Origin of the sequence: Rossellomorea aquimaris, assembly GCF_020171925.1 — a bacterium.
Classification (GTDB): Bacteria; Bacillota; Bacilli; order Bacillales; family Bacillaceae_B; genus Rossellomorea; species Rossellomorea aquimaris_F.
On the sequence record NZ_JAIVAR010000012.1, the window covers coordinates 1 to 21,372 of the forward strand.

The following is a 21,372-nucleotide window of genomic DNA, read 5'->3' on the forward strand; positions in this document are numbered from 1 at the left end:
CGAACACGGAAGTTAAGCTCTTCAGCGCCGATGGTAGTTGGGGGCTCTCCCCCTGTGAGAGTAGGACGTCGCCAGGCAAATAGAAAAAGCAGCTCTTTTGGGGGCTGTTTTTTTGTTGTGTGAGGATGTGGTTGGTGGGGGAGATGATGTGGTGTTGGCATGATGGTGTCGTGAATCATGGTAGGGAATGTTTGTGGTGTGGTGACTGAAGGAGGGTCATATTCATCCAATCCCACTAAAAACACTCACTTTTATTCTTTTTTAGCCCATTAATTTGTCTTTTTTTAATAAAACCCTCCGTTTTTAACTTGAAGCGCATTTCATCCACCAAAAAAGTACGTTTAAACCTATACCCTTTGCCGTATTATGAGCAATTTATTATCAAAATTGAAGGACTTATTATCGAAAATAGCGGATTTATTATCGAAACCGGAACCTTTATTATCAAAAATCAAAATTTATTATCAAAACCAGCCTCTGTCCCGGTTTTCGCCACCCCGATACCCGCCGCCTCGATCAGCTACCATCCCGATCCTGAGTGTTAACTGATGAAGAGGGTCATACTCATCCAATCCCACTAAAAACACTCACTTTTATTCTTTTTTAGCCCATTAACTTGTCTTTTTTAAATAAAAACCCTCTGTTTATTACTTGAAGCGCCTTACATCCACCAAAAAAGTACGTTTAAACCTATACCCTTTGCCGTATTATGAGCAATTTATTATCAAAATTGAAAGACTTATTATCGAAAATAGCGGATTTATTATCGAAACCGGAACCTTTATTATCAAAAATCAAAATTTATTATCAAAACCAGCCTCTGTTTCAGTTTTCGCTACCCCGATACCCGCCGCCTCGATCAGCTACCATCCCAATCCTGAGTGTTAACTGATGAAGAGGGTCATACTCATCCAATCCCACTAAAAACACTCACTTTTATCCTTTTTTAGCCCATTAATTTGTCTTTTTTTATAAAACCCACCGTTTTTAACTTGAAGCGCCTTACATCCACCATTAAAGCATGTCGTAACCCATACCCCCATTTGTATTATGACCTATATAATCAAAACCCGCCTCTATCTCGGTTTTCGCCACCCCGATACCCGCCACCCCCCCAATCAACCACCATCCCACTCCCCCGACCAATCATCCAGCGATGTACTCCAACTCCCTGTCCCACGACCATTCTAAGTTCCCCCACTCAATTTCTCAAACTTTTTACAGCTAGACATACACGGACTGGGCGGATACTACATAAGATAGGAGTACACGTGAACATTCTGTTAGTTTAAAAGTTTATAATACTGTATACAATTGGAGCGCTTGGGGCACAATAGATTGTATGGAGGTGGAGATCCTTATGATGAATGCAGAGCGTAAGGCGGTTGAAGAGCAGTGTATTGTGTGTCAAAGTGAGAAGTCGGTTGGAATCCATCTGTACACGTCGTTTATTTGTACGGATTGTGAAAGGGAAATGGTACAGACGGATACGAATGACCCGGTATACAAATTATTCGTTCAACGACTGAAAAAAGTGAATACCCCACAAATTTATTCATAACCAGGTGATAGAAAGCTTGGTTATGATTTTTTTAGTTTAAGTGAGATAAGCCCCATGAAAGTGTGGTACGATGTAGATTGATATTTGTGTGGGGAGAGAGGGTAACCATGAAGTATGATCAATCCAGGATGCCTCTTATCGAAGCGATGGAGGCGCACCTTGGCAAGGATCCGATTTCGTTTCATGTTCCAGGTCATAAGAATGGCTTGCTCATGAATGCGGGGGACAAGCAGTCTTTTTATCAACGGGATTTGACCGAGCTCAGTGGATTGGATGATCTTCATGATCCCCATGAAGCGATTAGTGAAGCGGAAATGCTGCTAAGTGATTTGTATGGAAGTAGGAAGAGCTTTTTACTCGTGAATGGGAGTACGGTAGGGAATATAGCTAGCATACTGGCGACTTGTTCTCCGGGGGACACGGTACTTGTGCAACGGAATTGTCATAAGTCGGTATTGAACGGTATCAGGCTTGCACGGGCTGTTCCGGTTCTGGTTGAAACGGATTGGGACGAGGAAGGAAAGATGCCGGTAGGTGTGAGCTTGACTTCATTAAAGGCGACATTGAAGGCATTCCCGGATGCAAAGGCCTGTGTATTGACTTACCCTACCTATTACGGAATGACCTATGATGTAGAAGCGCTGATCGCTGAATTACATCAGCATGGCGTCGTCTCCATCATAGATGAAGCCCACGGTCCCCATTTCCAGTTGGGAAGACCTTTTCCTGATTCTGCGCTGAAGTCGGGTGGTGATATTGTCATCCACTCCGCCCATAAGATGCTCCCTGCCATGACGATGGGATCCTATTTGCACATCGGAACGGATCGTGTGAATGAGGGGAAGGTGCGTGAGTATCTATCGATTTTGCAATCAAGCAGTCCTTCATATCCAATCATGGCATCGCTTGATTATGCCCGGTCGTATCTGGGGAGGATGACACAATCCGACTTGAAACGGAATCTTGAGGAAATCGATGGGTTTGTGCAGGCCATACAGGACATGAAAAATGGTCTCGGAGTCAGACGGACCCCTGACCCTTTAAAGCTTCTTTTTTATTTCGATGGAAAGTCAGGTTATGAACTTCAGCAGTTACTGGAGGCCCAAGGAGTATTCTGTGAGCTTGCAGATCCGTTCTATGTTCTTCTTATTCTACCGTTAGTGAAAGGTGACCGTCTTTTTCCTTATAAGGAAGCCGTGGACAGGATCCGGACAGCGCTGAAGGAAGAAGAAGCATCGGTGGCAGATGGGGCTGCAGTTACAATAGAAAGAAATAAGCAACAGCATTACACGACACTTGCAATCAGTCTCGATGAAATGGACGCCAAGGAAGTCGAGTGGGTGTCGCTGTCTCAGGCCGAGGGAGAGATATCGGCGCGTATGATCATTCCGTATCCGCCAGGGATCCCATTATTGATTCCGGGCGAGAGGATCTCGGGGGATACGTTGGTGAGACTGAGGCAATATGTAAAGAATAAAGCCAGCATTCAAGGAGAACATCGCCTTGAGGAGGGCTATATATGTGTGTTTCGATAGATGGAGGGTTTAAAGAAATGAAAGAGGGACGTTTTATTACAGTTGAAGGACCGGATGGAGCCGGAAAATCGACGATTCTGAAAGAATTATATGAAAAGCTAGTCGAAGACGGCCATACCGTCATTAAAACGAGGGAGCCAGGAGGCGTATCCATTGCAGAACAAATCAGGGAAGTGATCCTGAATAAGCATAATACAGCGATGGACATCCGCACGGAGGCATTATTGTATGCCGCGGCTCGTCGTCAGCATTTGGTGGAGGTTGTTGTGCCTGCACTCGAGAAAGGTGCCATTGTCATTTGTGACCGTTTCATCGACAGTTCTCTTGCCTATCAAGGGAATGGAAGAGGGATCGGCATGGACGAAGTCATGAATATCAATCAGTTTGCAATTGAGGATCGAATGCCGGACCTGACTCTCTACTTCGATATATCGCCGGAAGAGGGATTGAAGAGGATTGCGCAACATGACGGCAGGGAAGTGAACCGACTGGATCTAGAATCGCTGGATTTCCACCAAAAGGTTTATGAGGGTTATCAATCTCTTATTAAGCAATATCCTGAACGGATCAAGGTCGTGGATGCAAGGGAAAGCAAGGAAGAGGTATTCGCTTCAGCGTACGAAATCGTAATGGGATTTTTACAAAATTGATGATGAAAGGCAGCTCTCTTCGTACGATGTGGCTGCCTTTTTTGATCGTAAATTGTGACCGGAAAACATAGCTGGAAAAGCGAATGATAACCTTAATTTAAAATAGAGCGAAAGCAGATAAATGGCCGGAATGATCGACTGAAATGTCATTCTCGGAAATGACCGTAATAGTTGAAGTGCGTAACGATATTTCGACAAATCTCGTCACGACCTCACAAACCTGACCCAAAATACAGAAGCGCTTCACAAAAGACCTTGTATGTGGGATGTCAGCCTGCCCCATTTATTGATATAATAGAAGGAAGTATATGTCTTTGAAACGGAGGAAGCCAATATGAAGGTCATTATGGCGATAGTTCAGGATAAAGATAGTAATCGGTTATCAACGGCACTGATGGAGCACAATTTCCGTTCCACGAAGCTTGCGAGTACGGGAGGTTTCCTGAAGTCGGGGAACACCACTTTCATCATCGGGACGGATGATATCCGTGTCGATAAAGCGCTGCAGGTCATCAAGGAAAATTGTCAGTCCCGCGATCAAATGGTTGCGCCTGTATCCCCGATGGGAGGAAATGCGGATTCGTATGTTCCGTATCCGGTAGAAGTGGAAGTCGGTGGCGCTACGGTGTTTGTCCTGCCTGTCGATCAGTTCCACCAGTTTTAAGTTAAAGTGAGGAGTCTTACGTGATGAAGATCAATCATGATCATCGTGTGTCCGTTGATCCGCTTCAGAAGGATACGAAGTCCGCTTCGAATCAGCAAGTGAAGTTCGGCCAGCTTGTCAGGAAGCATGATCAGAAACTTCAGATGGATCAGTTGAATAAGCTTTTGGCTACGATTGAGGATGCAGGGAGCCGCCTGGCAAAGTCGAGGACCTTTAAAGACCTGGCGAAATATAAGACACTAGTGAAGAAATTTGTGAAAGAAGCCGTTCATTTCGGTATGGACCTGAAGCAATCTCATACGTGGAATCAATTCGGCGAGGGAAGGAAGCTTAATATCGTTGAGACCATCGATGGGGAACTTGTTGAATTGACCGATATGGTTATGGACAAGGAGAAGAAATCGATCGACGTATTAGGAAAGATCGGTGAAATCAAGGGTTTGCTGATCAACCTCTATATGTAAGTGAGTGATAGACATGAATGTTGAAGAGATACAATCATCACAGCCTGTCGTGCTGCAGATGCTTCAAAATAGCATAGTGAAAAACCGTGTGGCGCATGCCTATTTATTTGAAGGGGAGAAAGGGACCCGGAAGAAAGAAGTGAGCATCTTCTTTGCGAAGGCATTGTTATGTGAGAAACGCCGGGATGGGAAAGCATGTGAAGAATGCAACAACTGCCGGCGTGTCAACAATGGGAATCATCCGGATCTTCATTTGATCGAACCGGACGGCCTCTCGATCAAGAAAGAGCAAATCAAGAAGCTTCAAGAGGAATTCTCGAAGACCGGGGTCGAATCAAAGAAGAAGATTTATATTATTGTGCACAGTGATAAAATGACGGCCAATGCAGCGAACAGTCTTCTGAAATTCCTTGAAGAACCGCTGGCTGATTCGACGGCGATCCTTCTTACGGAAAATATTCACCGAATGCTGCCTACCATTCTTTCAAGGTGCCAGACGATTTCATTTAAACCGCTTCCAAAGGAACAACTGGCGCAACAGCTGATCGATGAAGGGATTCAGCCCCACATGGCGTCACTTGCTTCCAATCTGACAAATCGCTACGAAGAAGCTGTAGAAATATGTCAAAATGAGTGGTTTGCACAAGCAAGAATAATAGTGTTAAAATTATATGAAGTCCTCCAAAAAAGTCCCTTCCAAGCAATGGTGAAAATTCAAGAGGATTTTGTACAGCACTTCAAAGAAAAAGATCAAGTTGATCGAGCATTAGATCTTTTACTTCTAATATATAAAGACTTACTTCATATCCAGTTAGGAAAAGAAGAACAGCTCGTCTACCCGGACCAAAAGGAAAAATGGAAATCAAACGCACTTCAAGTATCGACAAACCGTCTTTCTACTAATATGACGGCGATCCTTGAAGCAAAACGCAAGTTAAACGCCAATATGAATTCGCAGCTGCTGGTAGAACAGCTTATGCTAAAACTGCAGGGGTGATGGTCCTTTGTACGATGTTGTAGGAGTACGCTTTAAGAAAGCGGGAAAAATCTATTACTTCGATCCCGGAGAACTGGATGTCCATAAGAATAGTTATGTGATCGTCGAGACCGTACGCGGGGTCGAGTTCGGCAAAGTAGTCGTAGAAAGAAAGCAAGTCGATGAAAATGATGTAGTCCTTCCTCTGAAAAAGGTGATCCGGATCGCGGATCAAAAGGATCGCTTGACGGTAGAAGAAAATAAATCTTCTGCCGAGGAAGCCTACAATGTATGTTGTGATAAAATCAATCAGCATCAATTAGATATGAAATTAGTCGATGTCGAATATACGTTCGACCGCAATAAAGTCATATTCTATTTTACCGCTGATGGGCGCGTTGATTTCCGGGAGCTGGTGAAAGACCTGGCTTCTATCTTCCGTACGCGCATTGAACTTCGTCAGATTGGCGTTCGAGACGAAGCGAAGATGCTCGGTGGTATCGGTCCTTGTGGCCGTATGCTTTGTTGTTCGACCTTCTTGGGGGATTTTGAACCGGTATCGATCAAGATGGCCAAGGATCAAAATCTATCCCTTAACCCAACGAAAATATCAGGTTTATGCGGACGGTTGATGTGTTGTCTGAAGTATGAAAATGACGAATACGAAGCTGCCAAAGAGGAGTTGCCTGATATCGGTGAAGTCATCAAGACACCTCACGGAAAAGGTAAAGTCGTAGGTCTTAATATTCTTGAGCGGGTTCTTCAGGTTGAAATTAAAGCAGAAGACCGTGTATTGGAATTCACTTTAGATGAAATAATGAACGAAGGTGCCGTATCATTCCAAGCCACAGAGTAACGGGGTGTAGTGTCGTGGATAAAAAAGAGTTCTTTGATTCAGTCAGCAATATGGAACAACAGATTGGTGATTTATATAATCAGTTGGGCGAGCTCAAGCAATGCCTTGCTGAAATGCTTGAGGAAAATAATGCCCTCAAGCTTGAAAACGAACATTTGCGTCGAAGACTGGAACAGACGAAGAACTCGCCAATGAAGGAACAAACAACAAGCGATGCGGGTACGACGAGTGAGTCGGACTTAGAAGATAAGCAAATGGATATTGGGGAAGGGTATGATAACCTTGCCCGCCTCTATCAGGAAGGCTTCCATATCTGCAACATCCATTTTGGAAGTCCCCGTAAAGATGAAGATTGCTTGTTCTGCCTTTCTTTCTTAAACAAGAAATAAAGTAGGACAATCATGTTCAGAATAGAATAGAGAAGAAAAAGGGCTGATCCATTCGACAGGATTGGTCCTTTTTGTTGAAGGAAACCGATAGACAGACGGAGGAAACACATGGTTGTATTAAAAGATGACGAACGACTAGACTATCTGCTGGCTGAAAACATGAGGATCATTCAAAGCCCGTCGGTATTCTCTTTTTCACTGGATGCCGTCTTACTTGCACGTTTCAGCTATTTGCCGCTTAAAAGAGGGAAAGTGGTTGATTTATGCTCCGGGAATGGGATCATCCCGCTGCTATTGAGTGCAAGGACAAATGTGGAAATCACCGGCGTAGAGATTCAGGAGCGTCTTTTGGATATGGCGGAACGAAGCGTGGAGTATAACGGTGTAGAGGACCAGGTAACAATGAAGCTTGGCGATGTGAAAGAAATCAACAATCTGCTTCATCATTCCCACTATGATGTGGTGACCTGTAACCCGCCTTATTTCGAGAACGTCCCTACTTCGATGCAAAACTTGAATGAACATTATACGATCGCCCGTCACGAAGTCCTCTGTTCCTTGGAAGATACGATCAAGGCGGCGAGCTACCTCCTGAAACAAGGTGGAAAAGCGGCTTTCGTACACAGACCCGGAAGGCTGATGGATATCCTGTCCCTGATGAGGAAGCACCGCCTCGAACCAAAGCGGATGAGGCTCGTCTATCCAAGGCCGGGTAAAGAGGCGAATACGCTTTTGATCGAAGGAATCAAAGACGGAAGACCCGACTTGAAGGTTCTCCCGCCATTATACGTATACGACGAAAATAACGAATACTCTGAGGAAGTTCATGACATGCTTTATGGAAAAGAAACAGGAGGTGAAGCCCTTCATGAATCAGCAGAAAAGCTTTCAGGAAAGTAAGAAAGGCAGTCTATACCTTGTTCCCACACCGATCGGGAATCTTGAAGATATGACATTCAGGGCTATCCGGATCATGAAAGAAGCGGATGTCATTGCAGCAGAGGATACAAGGAACACAAAGAAGCTCTGCAATTATTTCGAAATTGATACACACATCATCAGTTATCATGAACACAATAAAGAAACAAGTGGCCAAAAATTAATAGAACGAATGGAACAAGGAGAAACCGTTGCGCTCGTCAGTGATGCCGGGATGCCATCCATTTCCGATCCTGGATATGAACTGGTCAAAGCTGCAATCGAACATGGTCTGACAGTCATCCCTCTTCCGGGTGCGAACGCAGCCTTGACCGCCTTGATTGCTTCAGGTTTGGCCCCTCAGCCCTTCTATTTCTATGGATTCCTGCAAAGAGGTAAGAAAGAGAAACGAGCGGAGTTGGAGAAGCTTCGTACGCTGGAGGATACGTTCATCCTATATGAATCTCCCCATCGACTGAAGGAGACCCTTAAAGAAATGTTGAACACACTCGGCAACCGGCAGATTGTCATTTGCCGTGAGCTGACCAAGAAGTTTGAAGAATTCGTTCGAGGAACCCTGGAAGAAGTCATTGAATGGGCTGAATCAGGTGAAGTGAGAGGGGAATTCTGCTTATTGATTGAAGGGAATCAAGACCCCATTGAAGCTGAACAGGAAAAGTGGTGGGAGTCTCACACCCTACAGGAGCATGTTCAGTATTATATAGAAGAAAAAAGCATGACATCCAAAATGGCAATCAAAGAAGTGGCGAAGGAAAGAGACCTGCCCAAACGAGACGTGTATCAGGCATTTCATGTAGAGGGAGAATAGAAAAAGGGCTGAGTGTCAATCGACACCACAGCCCTTTTATTTATGGTCAATAAAGATTACTTTGCTTGGAAAGAATCTTGGATTTCTTTAATAAGTTGTTCTGCACCTTCACGGCTCAAGATCAGTTTGCCATCAGCAAGCTTGATGTTATCATCAGATACTTCACCAGTGATTTGGCAAGTCATGCTTGGCTTGTATTTCTTTAAGATGATTCTTTCATCATCCACATAAATTTCCAATGCATCCTTCTCAGCGATACCAAGTGTACGGCGAAGTTCGATTGGAATAACGACACGGCCTAATTCGTCAACTTTTCTTACAATACCTGTAGATTTCATATCATTTCTCCTCCAAAGAATAATTTATTTTATCTCTCTAATAGTTTATTGGTTCGTCAATATTCGACATTTTTCTGTATCTGGTAATATCATACCAACGATTTCAGTTAACGTCAATAATTAAATTTGTAAATTCTTAAAAATAACTTCCAATAAAAAAGTTGATATGACAAGCTTTACAGTCTATTGTAAATAATTGTATTACCAATTTAATATTATTGTAACTAAGTGAATTTTGTCGAAAATTCTGTACAAGCGCAATCATTCGACAAAAAACGACAAATTCCAACTGGTTTTACGGAGAGTGGGGAATGGCGCGCAGTGCAGTTGCAGAAACGATATATTTTAGGTATATTTTGATGAGATAAGAGGTTAAGATAGTAGGTAAGACAATGAGTCAAATCCACTAAATACCATTCGTTCACAGCCGGTTATTTATGTGGGTATTATAGAAAGAAAGAGGAGGAAGCGAAGTGGAAGAGAAATTGAAGACCTTCTATATTACGACGCCGATTTATTATCCAAGTGGAAATTTACATATAGGCCATGCCTACACGACGGTGGCTGGGGATGCGATGGCCCGCTATAAAAGAATGCGCGGTTTTGATGTCAGATATTTGACCGGTACCGATGAACACGGACAAAAAATCCAGCGTAAAGCGGAAGAGCAAGGCATCAGTCCTCAAAGCTATGTCGATGGAATTGTAAGCGGCATTAAAGATCTGTGGGAGAAATTGGACATCTCCTATGACGATTTCATCCGTACGACAGAAGACCGTCACAAGGAAATTGTCGAAAAGATCTTCAAACAATTAGTGGACCAGGGAGATATCTATCTTGATCAGTATGAAGGCTGGTACTGTACGCCTTGCGAATCCTTCTTCACTGAACGTCAGCTTGAAGATGGTAAGTGTCCTGACTGCGGACGTCCTGTTGAAAAAGTGAAAGAAGAATCCTACTTCTTTAAGATGAGTAAGTATGTTGACCGTTTACTTGCTTATTATAATGAAAATCCGGAATTCATCCAGCCTGAATCACGTAAGAACGAGATGATCAACAACTTCATCAAACCGGGACTTGAAGACCTTGCTGTTTCAAGGACTACGTTTGACTGGGGAGTGAAGGTTCCAGGAGATCCGAAGCACGTCATCTACGTCTGGATTGATGCATTATCCAATTACATTACTTCATTAGGATACGGCACGGATAACGATAAGAATTACTTGAAATACTGGCCAGCGGATGTCCATCTGGTAGGGAAGGAAATCGTCCGTTTCCACACGATTTATTGGCCGATCATGTTGATGGCCTTGGACCTGCCTCTTCCAAAGAAGGTATTTGCACACGGTTGGCTGTTGATGAAAGACGGTAAGATGTCTAAATCAAAAGGAAATGTCGTCGATCCTGTCACACTGATCGATCGTTATGGCCTTGATTCACTTCGTTATTATCTATTAAGGGAAGTTCCATTCGGCTCCGACGGTGTCTTCACTCCGGAAGGATTCGTGGAACGAATCAATTTCGACCTTGCGAATGATCTTGGTAACCTGTTGAACAGGACCGTCGCCATGATCAACAAGTATTTCGACGGTGTCATCCCTGCTTATGCTGGGTCTGAAGGAGAGTTTGATTCCAACCTCCTCGAAATCAATCAAGAAACGGTGAAAAAATACGAAGAAGCGATGGAGAACATGGAGTTTTCCGTGGCTTTATCTAGCCTATGGCAGCTCGTGAGCCGTACAAATAAATACATTGATGAAACGCAGCCTTGGGCACTTGCAAAGGAAGAAGAGAAAAAGGCGGAACTCGGAAGCGTCATGAGCCACCTTGCAGAATCCCTGCGAAGAGTTGCTGTTTTGTTACAGCCATTCTTGACAAGAACACCTAAGAAGATCTTTGAACAGTTGAACCTCCATGACGAGAAACTTCAAACGTGGGAAAGCTTAGAAGAATTCGGTGCGATTCCTGAAGGCACTGAAGTCGTGAAAAAGGGAGAGCCGATTTTCCCTCGCCTTGATCTTAAGGAAGAAGTAGACTACATCAAAGAGAAGATGCAAGGTAGCAAGCCTGCGGATGAAGAGAAAAAGGTTGCACCTGCTCCTGAAGAAAGTGAAGAAATCACAATTGATGATTTCATGAAAGTCGAACTGAGAGTGGCTCAAGTCGTAAATGCCGAGCCGGTAAAGAAAGCAGATAAACTTCTTAAGATCCAGCTGGATCTTGGTTACGAGAAACGTCAAGTCGTTTCCGGCATCGCAAAACACTATAAGCCGGAAGAACTCGTTGGCCAGAAAGTCATCTGCGTAACCAACCTGAAACCGGTCAAACTGCGCGGTGAACTCTCCCAAGGAATGATCCTTGCAGGAGAAGAAGACGGTACCCTTTCTCTCGCAACCGTCGACCAAACATTAGCAAATGGAACAAAAGTAAAGTAAATAAACACAAAAGGATGTTCCACGTGGAACATCCTTTTGTTATATCGGAATAATATAATAAGGAAGAAAGTATAGTTTATATTAGTATTATCAATCGAATATATTATATGGAGATAACAATAAAAGAAAGCGAAATCAAATTATTTTAGAATTTTTCTTAAAGCCTATACAATGTACGGGGATAGACAATAATAAAGATGACAATTTACTTATAGCTGACTCCAGCTGTTGATTGGAGTGGAAGGCGAAGCCTCATGCGGGAAAAGTAGCTTATGTGGGACTCCGCAGGGAGGAACGACCGACAGGGCTCACGGGCTACCCGCAGAAAACGAAGTCTTCCACGGAATCAGGCAGCGGCATTAAAAACTTCAATGACTAAGGTATAAATGACGGAGACAATATATTCACGTCAATCCAAAATTTGTAACCTAATTGTTACGTTACTGAGATGCTTGTCACTCATTTTTATACTAAAATTATTTTTACAAGGAGTGTCACACATGTTATTTGATACACATGTCCATTTGAATGCTGAACAATTCAACGAAGACCTGGAAGAAGTGATTTCAAGGGCAAAGGAAGCGGGAGTCGGAAGGATGGTCGTCGTCGGATTTGACCGCCCTACGATCGAAAGAGCAATGGAACTGGTGGAACGGTACGAATTCCTGTATGCAAGCGTAGGATGGCATCCCGTGGATGCGATCGATATGACTGACGGGGATCTTGCTTGGATCGAAGAGCTTGCTTCTCATCCCAAAGTCGTCGCAATCGGCGAAATGGGCCTTGATTATCACTGGGATAAGTCCCCTAAAGAGATTCAGAAAGAAGTCTTCAGGAAACAAATTCACTTAGCAAAGAGAGTGAAGCTGCCAATTATCATACATAACAGGGAAGCGACACAGGATATAGTCGATATCCTTCGTGAAGAGGGCGCTGAGGAAGTAGGCGGGATCATGCACTGCTTCAGCGGAAGTGCCGAAATCGCTAAGGAATGTGTAGACATGAACTTCTATATTTCACTTGGAGGACCGGTCACTTTCAAGAATGCGAAGAAACCTAAAGAAGTGGCGCAGGAAATTCCTTTGGAGAAGCTTCTCATCGAGACGGACTGTCCGTACCTTGCCCCTCATCCAAACAGGGGGAAACGGAATGAGCCTGCTTATGTGAAGCTTGTGGCGGAACAGATCGCCGAATTGAAAGGCATTCCGCTCGAAGAAGTAGAAAACGTGACAACCCAGAACGCAAATAAATTATTCAACATAAACTGACATCGAGTATTGTCGAGAATTGAGAGAGCTTGTCCCAAATGTTTATGAAAACAAAAAGTTCTACATCGCTTTTGCCTTTCATAGGATAACCATGTCGATAACTCTCTCTTTTCTTTTTCTCTTTTTTTTTGCATAATATGTCCTATGTTCCCCGGTTTCAATATTTTGCTAGATTAAGAAAAAAGGAGTAAGGGTTGACACTCTCTGGAATACTCTATATAATCACTCCGAGAAAAGGAGGCGTTTTTCATGAAGTTTAAAAACATGAAAAGCCTGTTTTCCAAGTCTTTGAGTCGAAGGAAATGGATCGCTGCAGTCGCAACCATCGCAGCATCAGCAGCTGTATTCGGCATCCTTTTTTATGAGGGTTCGAAAAACACTGTGGCATTGACCCTAGACGGCGAGCAAAAAGAGATAAGAACGCATGCAAGTACGATTCAGGATATATTAAAAGATTTAGAGATTTCAACCCGCTCAGAAGACTATTTGTATCCCTCGGGATCCACAAAGGTAACCAACAACATGAAAGTTGTTTGGGAACCGGCAAAACAGGTAGAAGTATCAGTTGGTGACAAGAAGCAGAAGTTCTGGACCAATGCTGATACGGTAAAAGAGTTGCTATCGGAGAACAAGATAGAAGTAGGGGAACATGATAAGGTTCAGCCAGATTTGACCCAAAAGATTACAGGGGACATGAAGATTGCCATTGAGAAGGCCTTTGCACTCCAGTTGGTGGATGCAGGCAAGAAGCAAAAGGTATGGTCCACTTCGACTACGGTCGCTGACTTTTTAAAGCAACAGGGAATCAAACTTAATAAAACCGATCGCGTTGAACCAAGTTTAGACAAAGTAGTGAAAGCAGATGATGTCGTAAACGTCGTTCGAGTTGAAAAAGTCACCGATGTAGTGGAAGAGCCAACTGACTTTACAGTTGTTTCTCGAAAAGACTCAAATCTTTCCAAAGGAAAAGAAGAAGTGGTCCAGGAAGGGAAAAAGGGTCTGATTGAAAAGAAGTACGAAATCGTTAAAGAAAATGGAAAAGAGATTTCCAGGAAGCTAATCAGTGAAAAAACAGTGAAAGAAAGCCAGGATAAAATAGTCAATGTCGGTACGAAGGTCCTTGTGGCCCAAGTTTCCCGTGGAAGCTCGGCTTCAGCTTCAGCTTCTGCAGAGAGCGGCGGCAGGGAATTCTATGTGAGCTCGACAGCCTATACTGCATCTTGTAACGGATGTTCCGGCTATACTGCAACTGGGATCAATCTTAAATCGAATCCAGGGATCAAGGTCATAGCGGTCGATCCTTCCGTCATTCCATTGGGGACGAAAGTATATGTAGAAGGATATGGCTATGCCGTGGCAGCCGATACAGGAAGTGCCATCAAGGGGAACAAGATCGATGTATTCTTCTCTTCCAAATCCGATGCCTATCGTTGGGGTAGAAAAACAATCAAAGTGAAAGTCTTAGATTAAGAGCAGGGGACTCCTCCTGCTTTTTTGTATTGCGCCGGGTTTGAAAACCTTTAGTATAAGCCAGGGAAAATATCAGATATAATAATAACAAAGGGTTCTACTGATTAGACGAAGAGGAATACGAAATAGTTTCAACTTTTTTGGAGGTTTTATGAAAATAAAAGAAATCATAGTGGTCGAAGGGAAAGATGACACGGTTGCCATCCGGAGGGCCGTATCGGCCGATACAATCGAAACGAACGGGTCGGCGGTTTCCGCATCGACCATTGAGAAAATCAGGCACGCCCAGGAGAAGAGGGGTGTCATCATCTTCACGGATCCCGATTATCCAGGTGAACGGATCAGGAAAATTGTGAGTGAGGCGGTCCCGGGCTGTAAACATGCTTTTGTTCATAAGAAAGATGCCCTTCCTAAAGCAGGCAGGGGGATCGGTGTCGAGCATGCTTCACCGGAGGTCATCAGGGAAGCACTCCGTGAAGCCCATATGATCGAGGATGAGGGGGAAGAAATCATCACAAAGGATGATCTTCTCACGGCAGGCCTGATCGGGAGCCCCGCTTCCAAGGATCGACGGATAGCACTTGGTGAGAAGCTGAGAATCGGATACACTAATGGTAAACAGCTTCATAAGCGCTTGATGATGTTCAATATACAGAAAGACGAATTCAAGCGTGCGTTAATGGAAATCATTCAGGAGGAAACAGATGCATAAAGATATTGCCACCCCGCTCAGAACGAAAGAGATATTAGGAAAATATGGGTTTTCATTCAAGAAAAGCCTCGGTCAGAACTTCTTGATCGACCCCAATATATTACGTAACATAACCGAGCATGCAGGTCTTACGAAAGAAACTGCAGCCATCGAAATAGGGCCAGGGATCGGTGCCCTGACAGAGCATCTCGCACGTACGTCAGGTAAAGTGGTCGCCTTTGAAATCGATCAAAGGTTGATTCCCATTCTCGATGATACATTGTCACCGTATGATAATGTGAAAATCATCAATGAGGACGTCCTCGAAGCCGATGTACAATCGATCATTCAAAAGGAATTCGAAGGCTTTGACGATATTATGGTCGTTGCCAACCTGCCTTACTATGTGACCACGCCGATCATTTTGAAGCTCTTGATGGAGCGCCTGCCAATCAGGGGGATCTGTGTGATGCTTCAAAAGGAAGTGGGGGACCGGATTTCCGCCAAGCCGGGAACAAAGGAATATGGATCATTATCGATTGCGATCCAGTACTATACGGAAGCGGAAATGGTCATGACCGTGCCTAAGACGGTGTTCATGCCACAGCCGAATGTGGATTCCGCTGTCATCCGCCTGACCAAGCGTGAGAAGCCTCCTGTCGACGTAAAAGATGAGGACTTCTTCTTTACCGTGACCCGCTCTTCCTTCGCTCAGCGCAGGAAGACGATTTTGAACAACTTAACAAGCCAGCTGCCGCAAGGGAAAGAGAAGAAAGAGTCGATCCTGGAAGCTTTATCTGAAGCGGGGGTGGATCCGACAAGACGCGGTGAGACCCTTTCGATCCAGGAATTCGGTGCATTGAGTGATGCACTGTATCCGCATTTTAAAGAATCATAAGTTTTGCTGGGCCGCCTTCCGAAGTCAAAATTGACTTCGGAAGGCGGCTTTTTAGTTTGGTACAATGTGAGTTTTGGGAGAAGGGAGGATAGGGAAGGAGTTGTGGGTGAAATTGGAAAAATCCGCACATTTATCATTTTTAGCGCATAACTGAAAATAATCACGCATTAATACCAAAAATAGCGCACAAATCAAAATTATTGCGCATAAATCCGAAAAAGCACGCATAACGTGAAAGGTAGCGCATTTGCAGAGAGAGAGAGAAAGTATCTCGGGTCAGCCATCCGACAAGTCGCCCCAGTCCATTAAATCCACCAAGCCCATTTGTGTACATAATAAACCGCCAATGGCCTGCTCAAATTCTGCAACTATTCATTACCATGGAAAATCCGACATTTACATACACCCAATTCCCATCAAGTGCATAGGTTATCAGAGGGAATCATTACTTGTGAAAACAGGAAAACGTGAGTAGGGGAAGGGTGCGTTTGAACATCTGGGTAACGTCAGCCTTTCTTTGTTTTTCCTATCCCGTCTAACGAATGTAAGTCCATGGGAGTGACTGATGTGAAGATCGAAATCAATGATGTCGTGGGTCGTCTGTCGTATAAGTGTGATATTTTGTTTAGAGTCATTGATATCCGCATGATCGATGGGCAGCAAACGGCGGTACTGTACGGGGAAGATTATCGATTGATAGCGGATGCTCCTTTTCATGATTTGAAGAAGATGGACCCTAGAGAGCAGAACCGGATACTTCAAGAGTTCCGTTCAAAGGAAGAGCAGTCTTTTGATTTATTCCGGCAGGATATTGAGCTCCTTAAGCGAAAGCAAGAATATACATTGACGAATGCTTATAGAGATGAGTTTAACTATTTCCAGGTTCCCGGTAAAGTTCTTCATCTTGATGGAGATCCCAGCTATTTGAGAAAATGTCTTGATCTTTACGAGAAGATCGGGGTTCCGGTGAAGGGTGTCCACTGCAGTGAGACAGAAATGCCTCATGAAATCGGTCCCCTCATTGATAAATATAGACCGAATATCGTGGTCATAACAGGTCACGATGCTTATTCCAAAGCGAAGGGTGCGAAATCTGATATTAATGCTTACAGGCACTCTAAGTATTTTGTTCAAGCAGTGAAAGAAGTGAGGAGGAAATATCCTCACTTGGATCAGCTCGTCATCTTCGCGGGAGCCTGCCAGTCCCATTTCGAATCCTTGATCCATGCCGGGGCGAATTTTGCCAGTTCACCTTCAAGGGTGAATATCCACGCCCTTGACCCTGTTTATATTGTCTCTAAAATCAGTTATACGGCCTTCAAGGATTCAGTAAATGTGTGGGATGTCATCCGTAATACGTTGACAGGAGACAGAGGATTGGGTGGGGTCGAAACGAAGGGTGTATTAAGGGCCGGCATGCCTTACAAGATCAAAGAAGAGGAATAAATGTTTCGACATAAAACCGGAAACCTTGCAATCGCGTATCGAATTGCAGGGTTTTGCTTATTGAGGGGGTGCCGATTCAATGTTTCTGACAACGGGTTCCCTCCTTGATGGGAGTCTAAATAATTCCATGAAAAACGGCATGAAAACGGATTCGAAAAAGGTTTACATAATTTTTCAATTACCAGGGAAAGGTAATAGTGTAGAAAAAACGTATTTTTTGTTGAATAATATATATTGACAGGTATTTAAATTTCTTGTTAAAATAATAAATTTATTTGACTAAAATTACATAATGTGTTATAATTTTTTACAGTGAGGTGGAAGCGAAATGCCAAAAACATTAGCCGACATTAAAAGATCCCTTGATTCGAACCTCGGGAAACGTTTAATGCTTAAAGCAAACGGTGGACGTCGTAAAACAATTGAACGTTCGGGCGTTCTGGCCGAAACGTATCCTTCTGTATTTGTCGTACAACTCGACCAGGAAGAGAATGCGTTTGAACGAGTTTCTTACAGCTATGCAGATGTTCTCACTGAGACAGTACAATTAACATTTTATGATGAAGCAACAGGAAATATCATCTTCAGCCAGCAGTGAACAAATTGTTTACTGCTTTTTTATTTGCCTTCTTTTTGACCAATCAATAGGAAAGCGCGTCATTAGCATCCGAAAATTGGTTTATTCCCCCTAGTAAAGATTCGTCCATAAGAACACATATTAAACATATGGTACACCTGAAGGGGGAAAAAACAATGAGCAGAAGAAAAGGAATCATGTCTGATCAATTGAAAGAAGAGCTTGCACAGGAACTTGGGTTCTATGATGTTGTTCAGAAGGATGGCTGGGGTGGCATTACCTCAAGGGATGCCGGGAACATGGTGAAACTCGCCGTGGAACGTGCAGGTCGTCAGCTTGCATCACGGGACGGCCGATAGTCCTTTCCTTTACGAAGTGATTTGCTTTTTAATGTACCGAAAAGGGGTCGCCTCGAATCGAGGCGATCCTTTTCTATATCAGCGAAATTTGGGAACGGCTTTCCTATTGTCTGTTAACGTGGTAAAATATCTTATTTGTATGAGGTTGTAAGATGAACACACTTCTGTAAGGAGTGTATGATACAATATATGAAAAGAGTATGGTAAGAAGGTGATGAAATGAGGTTATTAGTGAAGGCGCCTGCAAAAATTAACCTATCACTTGATGTATTACATAAACGCCCCGATGGCTATCATGAGGTCGAAATGGTGATGACCACCATTGATCTGGCAGACAGGATCGAACTGACAAGTCTCCAGGAGGATACTATCAACATCCTCTCTCATAATCGATTCGTGCCCGATGATGGAAGGAACCTTGCCTATCAGGCAGCACAGCTCCTGAAAGATCGGCTGGATATCAAAAAGGGTGTTGCGATTTCAATCGATAAAGTGATCCCGGTCGCTGCCGGATTAGCGGGGGGAAGCAGCGACGCCGCTGCGACACTAAAAGGATTGAACCGTTTATGGGGATTGGGTCTCAGCCTTGATGAGCTGGCGGAGCTTGGTTCTGAGATAGGATCGGATGTTTCATTCTGTGTCTACGGTGGAACAGCGCTTGCGACAGGCAGGGGAGAAAAGATCGAACACCTACCGGCACCGCCGAATTGCTGGGTCATCTTGGCCAAGCCTACAATCGGAGTGTCCACTGCTGATGTTTATAAAAACTTAAATACTTCCAACATCAAGCATCCTGATACAGAGGCGATGATTTCAGCGCTCAACCGCCAGTCTTATCGTGACATCTGTGACAATCTTGGAAATGTACTGGAATCCGTGACCCTTGATATGTACCCTGAGGTAGCCCAGATCAAGGATCAAATGGAACGATTCGGTGCGGATGCCGTTTTGATGAGCGGGAGTGGTCCGACGGTCTATGGGTTGGTGCAGTATGAATCCAGACTCCACCGAATCTATAATGGGCTGAGGGGATTCTGTGATCAAGTATTTGCCGTGCGCATGCTTGGTGAATAATGAACTTGCCTAAATCCGTATATTGATGATATATTTACATTAAATATTCGGATTTAGGAGGTAATTTTGGTGAAATTCAAGCGCAGTGAACGATTAATCGACATGACGCACTATCTAGTGGAACGCCCTCACCAACTTGTACCTTTGACCTTTTTCTCTGAGCGTTATGGTTCAGCCAAATCTTCCATCAGTGAGGATTTGACGATTGTGAAAGAAACCTTTGAAGGACGCGGGGTAGGAATAGTTCAAACGGTGCCGGGAGCGGCTGGGGGAGTGAAATACATTCCGAAGGTGAACCAGGAGGAAGCGAAGGAAGTAATCGATGAGCTTTGCCTGCATCTGGAAAGTTCGGACCGTCTTCTTCCGGGAGGTTATCTATTCATGACTGATCTTCTCGGAAATCCTTTGCTGATGAAGAAAGTGGGGAAACTTCTCGCATCGGCATTCGCAGAGAAAGAAATCGATGTCATCATGACCGTGGCGACAAAGGGGATCCCGATTGCCAATGCCATCGCTGCCTACTTGAACGTACCGGTCGTCATCGTCAGAAGGGACAGCCGTGTGACAGAGGGATCGACCGTCAGCATCAATTATGTATCAGGCTCTTCCAAACGGATTCAGTCGATGGTCCTGTCAAAGAGAAGCCTGAAAGAAGGTTCAAGGGTACTGGTTGTCGATGATTTCATGAAAGCGGGAGGAACGGTAAACGGAATGAAGAGCCTGCTTGAGGAATTCTCGGCGACATTGACGGGGATCGGAGTCCTGGTCGAATCGGAAAATGCCGAAGAACGTTTAGTCGATGACTATGTTTCATTGTTGAAGCTGTCTGAAGTAAACGAAAAGGACAAACAGATTTCCTTAACAGAAGGAAATTACTTTCAATCAAACCTGACATTCTTATCTTAAGGGAGGCAGTTAGTATGCGTGTTGTTTCAACAAATCAAGCACCTGCAGCAATTGGACCTTATTCTCAAGGGATCATCGTGAACAATTTATTCTATAGTTCAGGCCAGATTCCGTTGACGGCAGAAGGAACGATGATCGATGGGGATGTAACAGCACAGACCCACCAAGTCTTTAGAAATCTTCAGGCTGTTCTGGAGGAGGCCGGTGCTTCCCTTGATACCGTTGTGAAAGCCACTGTCTTCATAAAGGATATGAACGATTTTGGTAGCATCAATGAAGTATACGGTGAGTACTTCCACACTCATAAACCGGCACGTTCCTGTGTCGAAGTGGCACGTCTCCCGAAAGACGCATTGGTTGAAATCGAAGTCATCGCACTCGTGAAGTAATCTTCACGGGTGTTTTTTTATTTGCAGGAAGTCTGCCCCTCCCAACGCCCTTTTTTCTTTATAGGTCAAAAGAAATACGGGTGATTGGAGTGAAAAATAAAATTTTTCAAAAAATTTTACAATTTAAGAAGGAATATCTATTAATTTCGTTGAATACATACAGTAGATTTCATCTAGTGAAAAAGGTGGTGAACAGAATGGAAGTAACTGACGTAAGATTACGCAGAGTGAACACCGACGGTCGCATGAGAGCGATTGCATCCATTACGCTGGATAACGAATTCGTCGTCCATGATATTCGTGTAATCGATGGGAATAATGGCTTATTCGTAGCTATGCCAAGTAAGCGTACTCCGGATGGGGAATTCCGTGATATCGCTCACCCGATCAACTCCGGGACACGCGGCAAGATACAAGATGCTGTATTGTCAGAGTATCACCGTTTAGGTGAGCTTGAAGAAGTGGAGTTAGAAGAAGCTGGCGCTTCCTAATAGAGTCTATTGCAACAAGAGCCTACTTCCATAGTAGCGCTCTTTTTTTCTTTTTCTTCCCAATACCCCAAAAACTTCCTTTCAAAACCTCATATTTAAAATTTCTCGAAAATTTTTATTGAATCAGTCTCAAGGCTCCGAATATTCACCGTATGTCCCAACCAATCCTTCCCTCTTTTCTACCCAAA

General features: G+C 43.9%; 23 protein-coding genes. 22 read left to right on the forward strand and 1 reads right to left on the reverse strand.

Going from position 1 to position 21,372, the window contains the following annotated elements; all coding sequences use genetic code 11:
* The first annotated feature begins 1,360 nt into the window (after nt 1-1,360).
* The 10 genes from LCM10_RS20020 (at nt 1,361) to rsmI (ending at nt 8,842) form a co-directional block, all read left to right on the forward strand.
* A complete protein-coding gene (locus LCM10_RS20020) occupies nt 1,361-1,561 on the forward strand; it encodes a sigma factor G inhibitor Gin (RefSeq protein ID WP_318247517.1) in 201 nt (66 codons plus the stop codon).
* Nucleotides 1,562-1,668: 107 nt separating this feature from the next.
* Nucleotides 1,669-3,096, forward strand: a complete 1,428-nt coding sequence (locus LCM10_RS20025) for an aminotransferase class I/II-fold pyridoxal phosphate-dependent enzyme (RefSeq protein ID WP_224878269.1) — start codon at nt 1,669-1,671, stop codon at nt 3,094-3,096.
* Between the two features lie 17 nt (nt 3,097-3,113).
* Nucleotides 3,114-3,746 carry a dTMP kinase gene (gene tmk / locus LCM10_RS20030; RefSeq protein ID WP_224878382.1) on the forward strand — a complete coding sequence of 211 codons (633 nt, stop codon included), beginning with the start codon at nt 3,114-3,116 and terminating at the stop codon, nt 3,744-3,746.
* 334 nt (nt 3,747-4,080) lie between these two features.
* Nucleotides 4,081-4,410: a cyclic-di-AMP receptor gene (locus LCM10_RS20035; protein ID WP_224878271.1), complete on the forward strand. Its 330-nt coding sequence runs from the start codon at nt 4,081-4,083 to the stop codon at nt 4,408-4,410.
* Between the two features lie 23 nt (nt 4,411-4,433).
* A complete protein-coding gene (locus tag LCM10_RS20040; protein WP_224878273.1) occupies nt 4,434-4,874 on the forward strand; it encodes a YaaR family protein in 441 nt (146 codons plus the stop codon).
* Between the two features lie 13 nt (nt 4,875-4,887).
* Nucleotides 4,888-5,871: a DNA polymerase III subunit delta' gene (gene holB / locus LCM10_RS20045; protein WP_263621569.1), complete on the forward strand. Its 984-nt coding sequence runs from the start codon at nt 4,888-4,890 to the stop codon at nt 5,869-5,871.
* A gap of 7 nt (nt 5,872-5,878) precedes the next feature.
* Nucleotides 5,879-6,706: a stage 0 sporulation family protein gene (locus LCM10_RS20050; protein WP_224878275.1), complete on the forward strand. Its 828-nt coding sequence runs from the start codon at nt 5,879-5,881 to the stop codon at nt 6,704-6,706.
* Between the two features lie 14 nt (nt 6,707-6,720).
* Entirely contained in the window at nt 6,721-7,095 is a 375-nt protein-coding gene (gene yabA, locus LCM10_RS20055; protein WP_224878277.1) for a DNA replication initiation control protein YabA, read from the forward strand.
* Nucleotides 7,096-7,203: 108 nt separating this feature from the next.
* The gene (locus tag LCM10_RS20060; RefSeq protein WP_224878279.1) at nt 7,204-7,995 is read left to right on the forward strand and encodes a tRNA1(Val) (adenine(37)-N6)-methyltransferase; all 792 of its coding nucleotides are present in this window, start codon (nt 7,204-7,206) and stop codon (nt 7,993-7,995) included.
* The gene (gene rsmI / locus LCM10_RS20065) at nt 7,964-8,842 is read left to right on the forward strand and encodes a 16S rRNA (cytidine(1402)-2'-O)-methyltransferase (RefSeq protein ID WP_224878281.1); all 879 of its coding nucleotides are present in this window, start codon (nt 7,964-7,966) and stop codon (nt 8,840-8,842) included. The genes LCM10_RS20060 and rsmI overlap by 32 nt, the downstream gene beginning before the upstream one ends.
* Before the next feature lie 56 nt (nt 8,843-8,898).
* Here the strand turns inward: rsmI and LCM10_RS20070 are convergent, their stop codons facing one another.
* Nucleotides 8,899-9,180 (reverse strand): AbrB/MazE/SpoVT family DNA-binding domain-containing protein, encoded by a 282-nt coding sequence (locus LCM10_RS20070; protein ID WP_224878283.1) that lies wholly within the window; start codon nt 9,178-9,180, stop codon nt 8,899-8,901.
* A gap of 473 nt (nt 9,181-9,653) precedes the next feature.
* Between LCM10_RS20070 and metG the strand changes: the two genes are divergently transcribed.
* The 12 genes from metG (at nt 9,654) to spoVG (ending at nt 21,184) form a co-directional block, all read left to right on the forward strand.
* The gene (gene metG / locus LCM10_RS20075; RefSeq protein ID WP_224878286.1) at nt 9,654-11,615 is read left to right on the forward strand and encodes a methionine--tRNA ligase; all 1,962 of its coding nucleotides are present in this window, start codon (nt 9,654-9,656) and stop codon (nt 11,613-11,615) included.
* A gap of 500 nt (nt 11,616-12,115) precedes the next feature.
* Nucleotides 12,116-12,883, forward strand: coding sequence for a TatD family hydrolase (locus LCM10_RS20080; RefSeq protein WP_224878288.1), 768 nt, complete (start codon nt 12,116-12,118; stop codon nt 12,881-12,883).
* 249 nt (nt 12,884-13,132) lie between these two features.
* Nucleotides 13,133-14,353, forward strand: coding sequence for a G5 and 3D domain-containing protein (locus tag LCM10_RS20085; RefSeq protein ID WP_224878290.1), 1,221 nt, complete (start codon nt 13,133-13,135; stop codon nt 14,351-14,353).
* Between the two features lie 151 nt (nt 14,354-14,504).
* The gene (gene rnmV, locus LCM10_RS20090; RefSeq protein WP_224878292.1) at nt 14,505-15,065 is read left to right on the forward strand and encodes a ribonuclease M5; all 561 of its coding nucleotides are present in this window, start codon (nt 14,505-14,507) and stop codon (nt 15,063-15,065) included.
* Nucleotides 15,058-15,942 (forward strand): 16S rRNA (adenine(1518)-N(6)/adenine(1519)-N(6))-dimethyltransferase RsmA, encoded by an 885-nt coding sequence (gene rsmA / locus LCM10_RS20095; protein WP_224878301.1) that lies wholly within the window; start codon nt 15,058-15,060, stop codon nt 15,940-15,942. The genes rnmV and rsmA overlap by 8 nt, the downstream gene beginning before the upstream one ends.
* 567 nt (nt 15,943-16,509) lie before the next feature.
* Nucleotides 16,510-17,388, forward strand: coding sequence for a sporulation peptidase YabG (gene yabG, locus LCM10_RS20100; protein WP_224878303.1), 879 nt, complete (start codon nt 16,510-16,512; stop codon nt 17,386-17,388).
* A 328-nt stretch (nt 17,389-17,716) separates the two neighbouring features.
* Nucleotides 17,717-17,986, forward strand: a complete 270-nt coding sequence (gene veg, locus LCM10_RS20105; protein WP_032085220.1) for a biofilm formation stimulator Veg — start codon at nt 17,717-17,719, stop codon at nt 17,984-17,986.
* A 155-nt stretch (nt 17,987-18,141) separates the two neighbouring features.
* A complete protein-coding gene (locus tag LCM10_RS20110) occupies nt 18,142-18,324 on the forward strand; it encodes a small, acid-soluble spore protein, alpha/beta type (RefSeq protein WP_224878305.1) in 183 nt (60 codons plus the stop codon).
* Nucleotides 18,325-18,543: 219 nt separating this feature from the next.
* A complete protein-coding gene (gene ispE / locus LCM10_RS20115; RefSeq protein ID WP_224878307.1) occupies nt 18,544-19,398 on the forward strand; it encodes a 4-(cytidine 5'-diphospho)-2-C-methyl-D-erythritol kinase in 855 nt (284 codons plus the stop codon).
* Between the two features lie 69 nt (nt 19,399-19,467).
* Nucleotides 19,468-20,304, forward strand: a complete 837-nt coding sequence (gene purR / locus LCM10_RS20120; protein WP_224878309.1) for a pur operon repressor — start codon at nt 19,468-19,470, stop codon at nt 20,302-20,304.
* A 14-nt stretch (nt 20,305-20,318) separates the two neighbouring features.
* Complete coding sequence (locus tag LCM10_RS20125) at nt 20,319-20,693, forward strand: RidA family protein (protein WP_224878311.1); 375 nt, start codon at nt 20,319-20,321, stop codon at nt 20,691-20,693.
* 197 nt (nt 20,694-20,890) lie between these two features.
* Entirely contained in the window at nt 20,891-21,184 is a 294-nt protein-coding gene (gene spoVG, locus LCM10_RS20130; RefSeq protein ID WP_172255667.1) for a septation regulator SpoVG, read from the forward strand.
* The last annotated feature ends 188 nt before the right edge of the window (nt 21,185-21,372 follow it).

Bases quoted from the DNA above. Each gene is read 5' to 3' on its own strand.
- LCM10_RS20025 (WP_224878269.1), top strand. From the start codon at position 1,669: ATGAAGTATGATCAATCCAGGATGCCTCTTATCGAAGCGATGGAGGCG.
- rsmI (WP_224878281.1), top strand. From the start codon at position 7,964: ATGAATCAGCAGAAAAGCTTTCAGGAAAGTAAGAAAGGCAGTCTATAC.
- LCM10_RS20020 (WP_318247517.1), top strand. From the start codon at position 1,361: ATGATGAATGCAGAGCGTAAGGCGGTTGAAGAGCAGTGTATTGTGTGT.
- LCM10_RS20080 (WP_224878288.1), top strand. From the start codon at position 12,116: ATGTTATTTGATACACATGTCCATTTGAATGCTGAACAATTCAACGAA.
- ispE (WP_224878307.1), top strand. From the start codon at position 18,544: ATGAGGTTATTAGTGAAGGCGCCTGCAAAAATTAACCTATCACTTGAT.
- tmk (WP_224878382.1), top strand. From the start codon at position 3,114: ATGAAAGAGGGACGTTTTATTACAGTTGAAGGACCGGATGGAGCCGGA.
- LCM10_RS20040 (WP_224878273.1), top strand. From the start codon at position 4,434: ATGAAGATCAATCATGATCATCGTGTGTCCGTTGATCCGCTTCAGAAG.
- LCM10_RS20110 (WP_224878305.1), top strand. From the start codon at position 18,142: ATGAGCAGAAGAAAAGGAATCATGTCTGATCAATTGAAAGAAGAGCTT.
- LCM10_RS20085 (WP_224878290.1), top strand. From the start codon at position 13,133: ATGAAGTTTAAAAACATGAAAAGCCTGTTTTCCAAGTCTTTGAGTCGA.
- spoVG (WP_172255667.1), top strand. From the start codon at position 20,891: ATGGAAGTAACTGACGTAAGATTACGCAGAGTGAACACCGACGGTCGC.
- LCM10_RS20070 (WP_224878283.1), bottom strand. From the start codon at position 9,180: ATGAAATCTACAGGTATTGTAAGAAAAGTTGACGAATTAGGCCGTGTC.
- rsmA (WP_224878301.1), top strand. From the start codon at position 15,058: ATGCATAAAGATATTGCCACCCCGCTCAGAACGAAAGAGATATTAGGA.
- veg (WP_032085220.1), top strand. From the start codon at position 17,717: ATGCCAAAAACATTAGCCGACATTAAAAGATCCCTTGATTCGAACCTC.
- LCM10_RS20125 (WP_224878311.1), top strand. From the start codon at position 20,319: ATGCGTGTTGTTTCAACAAATCAAGCACCTGCAGCAATTGGACCTTAT.
- LCM10_RS20035 (WP_224878271.1), top strand. From the start codon at position 4,081: ATGAAGGTCATTATGGCGATAGTTCAGGATAAAGATAGTAATCGGTTA.
- holB (WP_263621569.1), top strand. From the start codon at position 4,888: ATGAATGTTGAAGAGATACAATCATCACAGCCTGTCGTGCTGCAGATG.
- rnmV (WP_224878292.1), top strand. From the start codon at position 14,505: ATGAAAATAAAAGAAATCATAGTGGTCGAAGGGAAAGATGACACGGTT.
- LCM10_RS20060 (WP_224878279.1), top strand. From the start codon at position 7,204: ATGGTTGTATTAAAAGATGACGAACGACTAGACTATCTGCTGGCTGAA.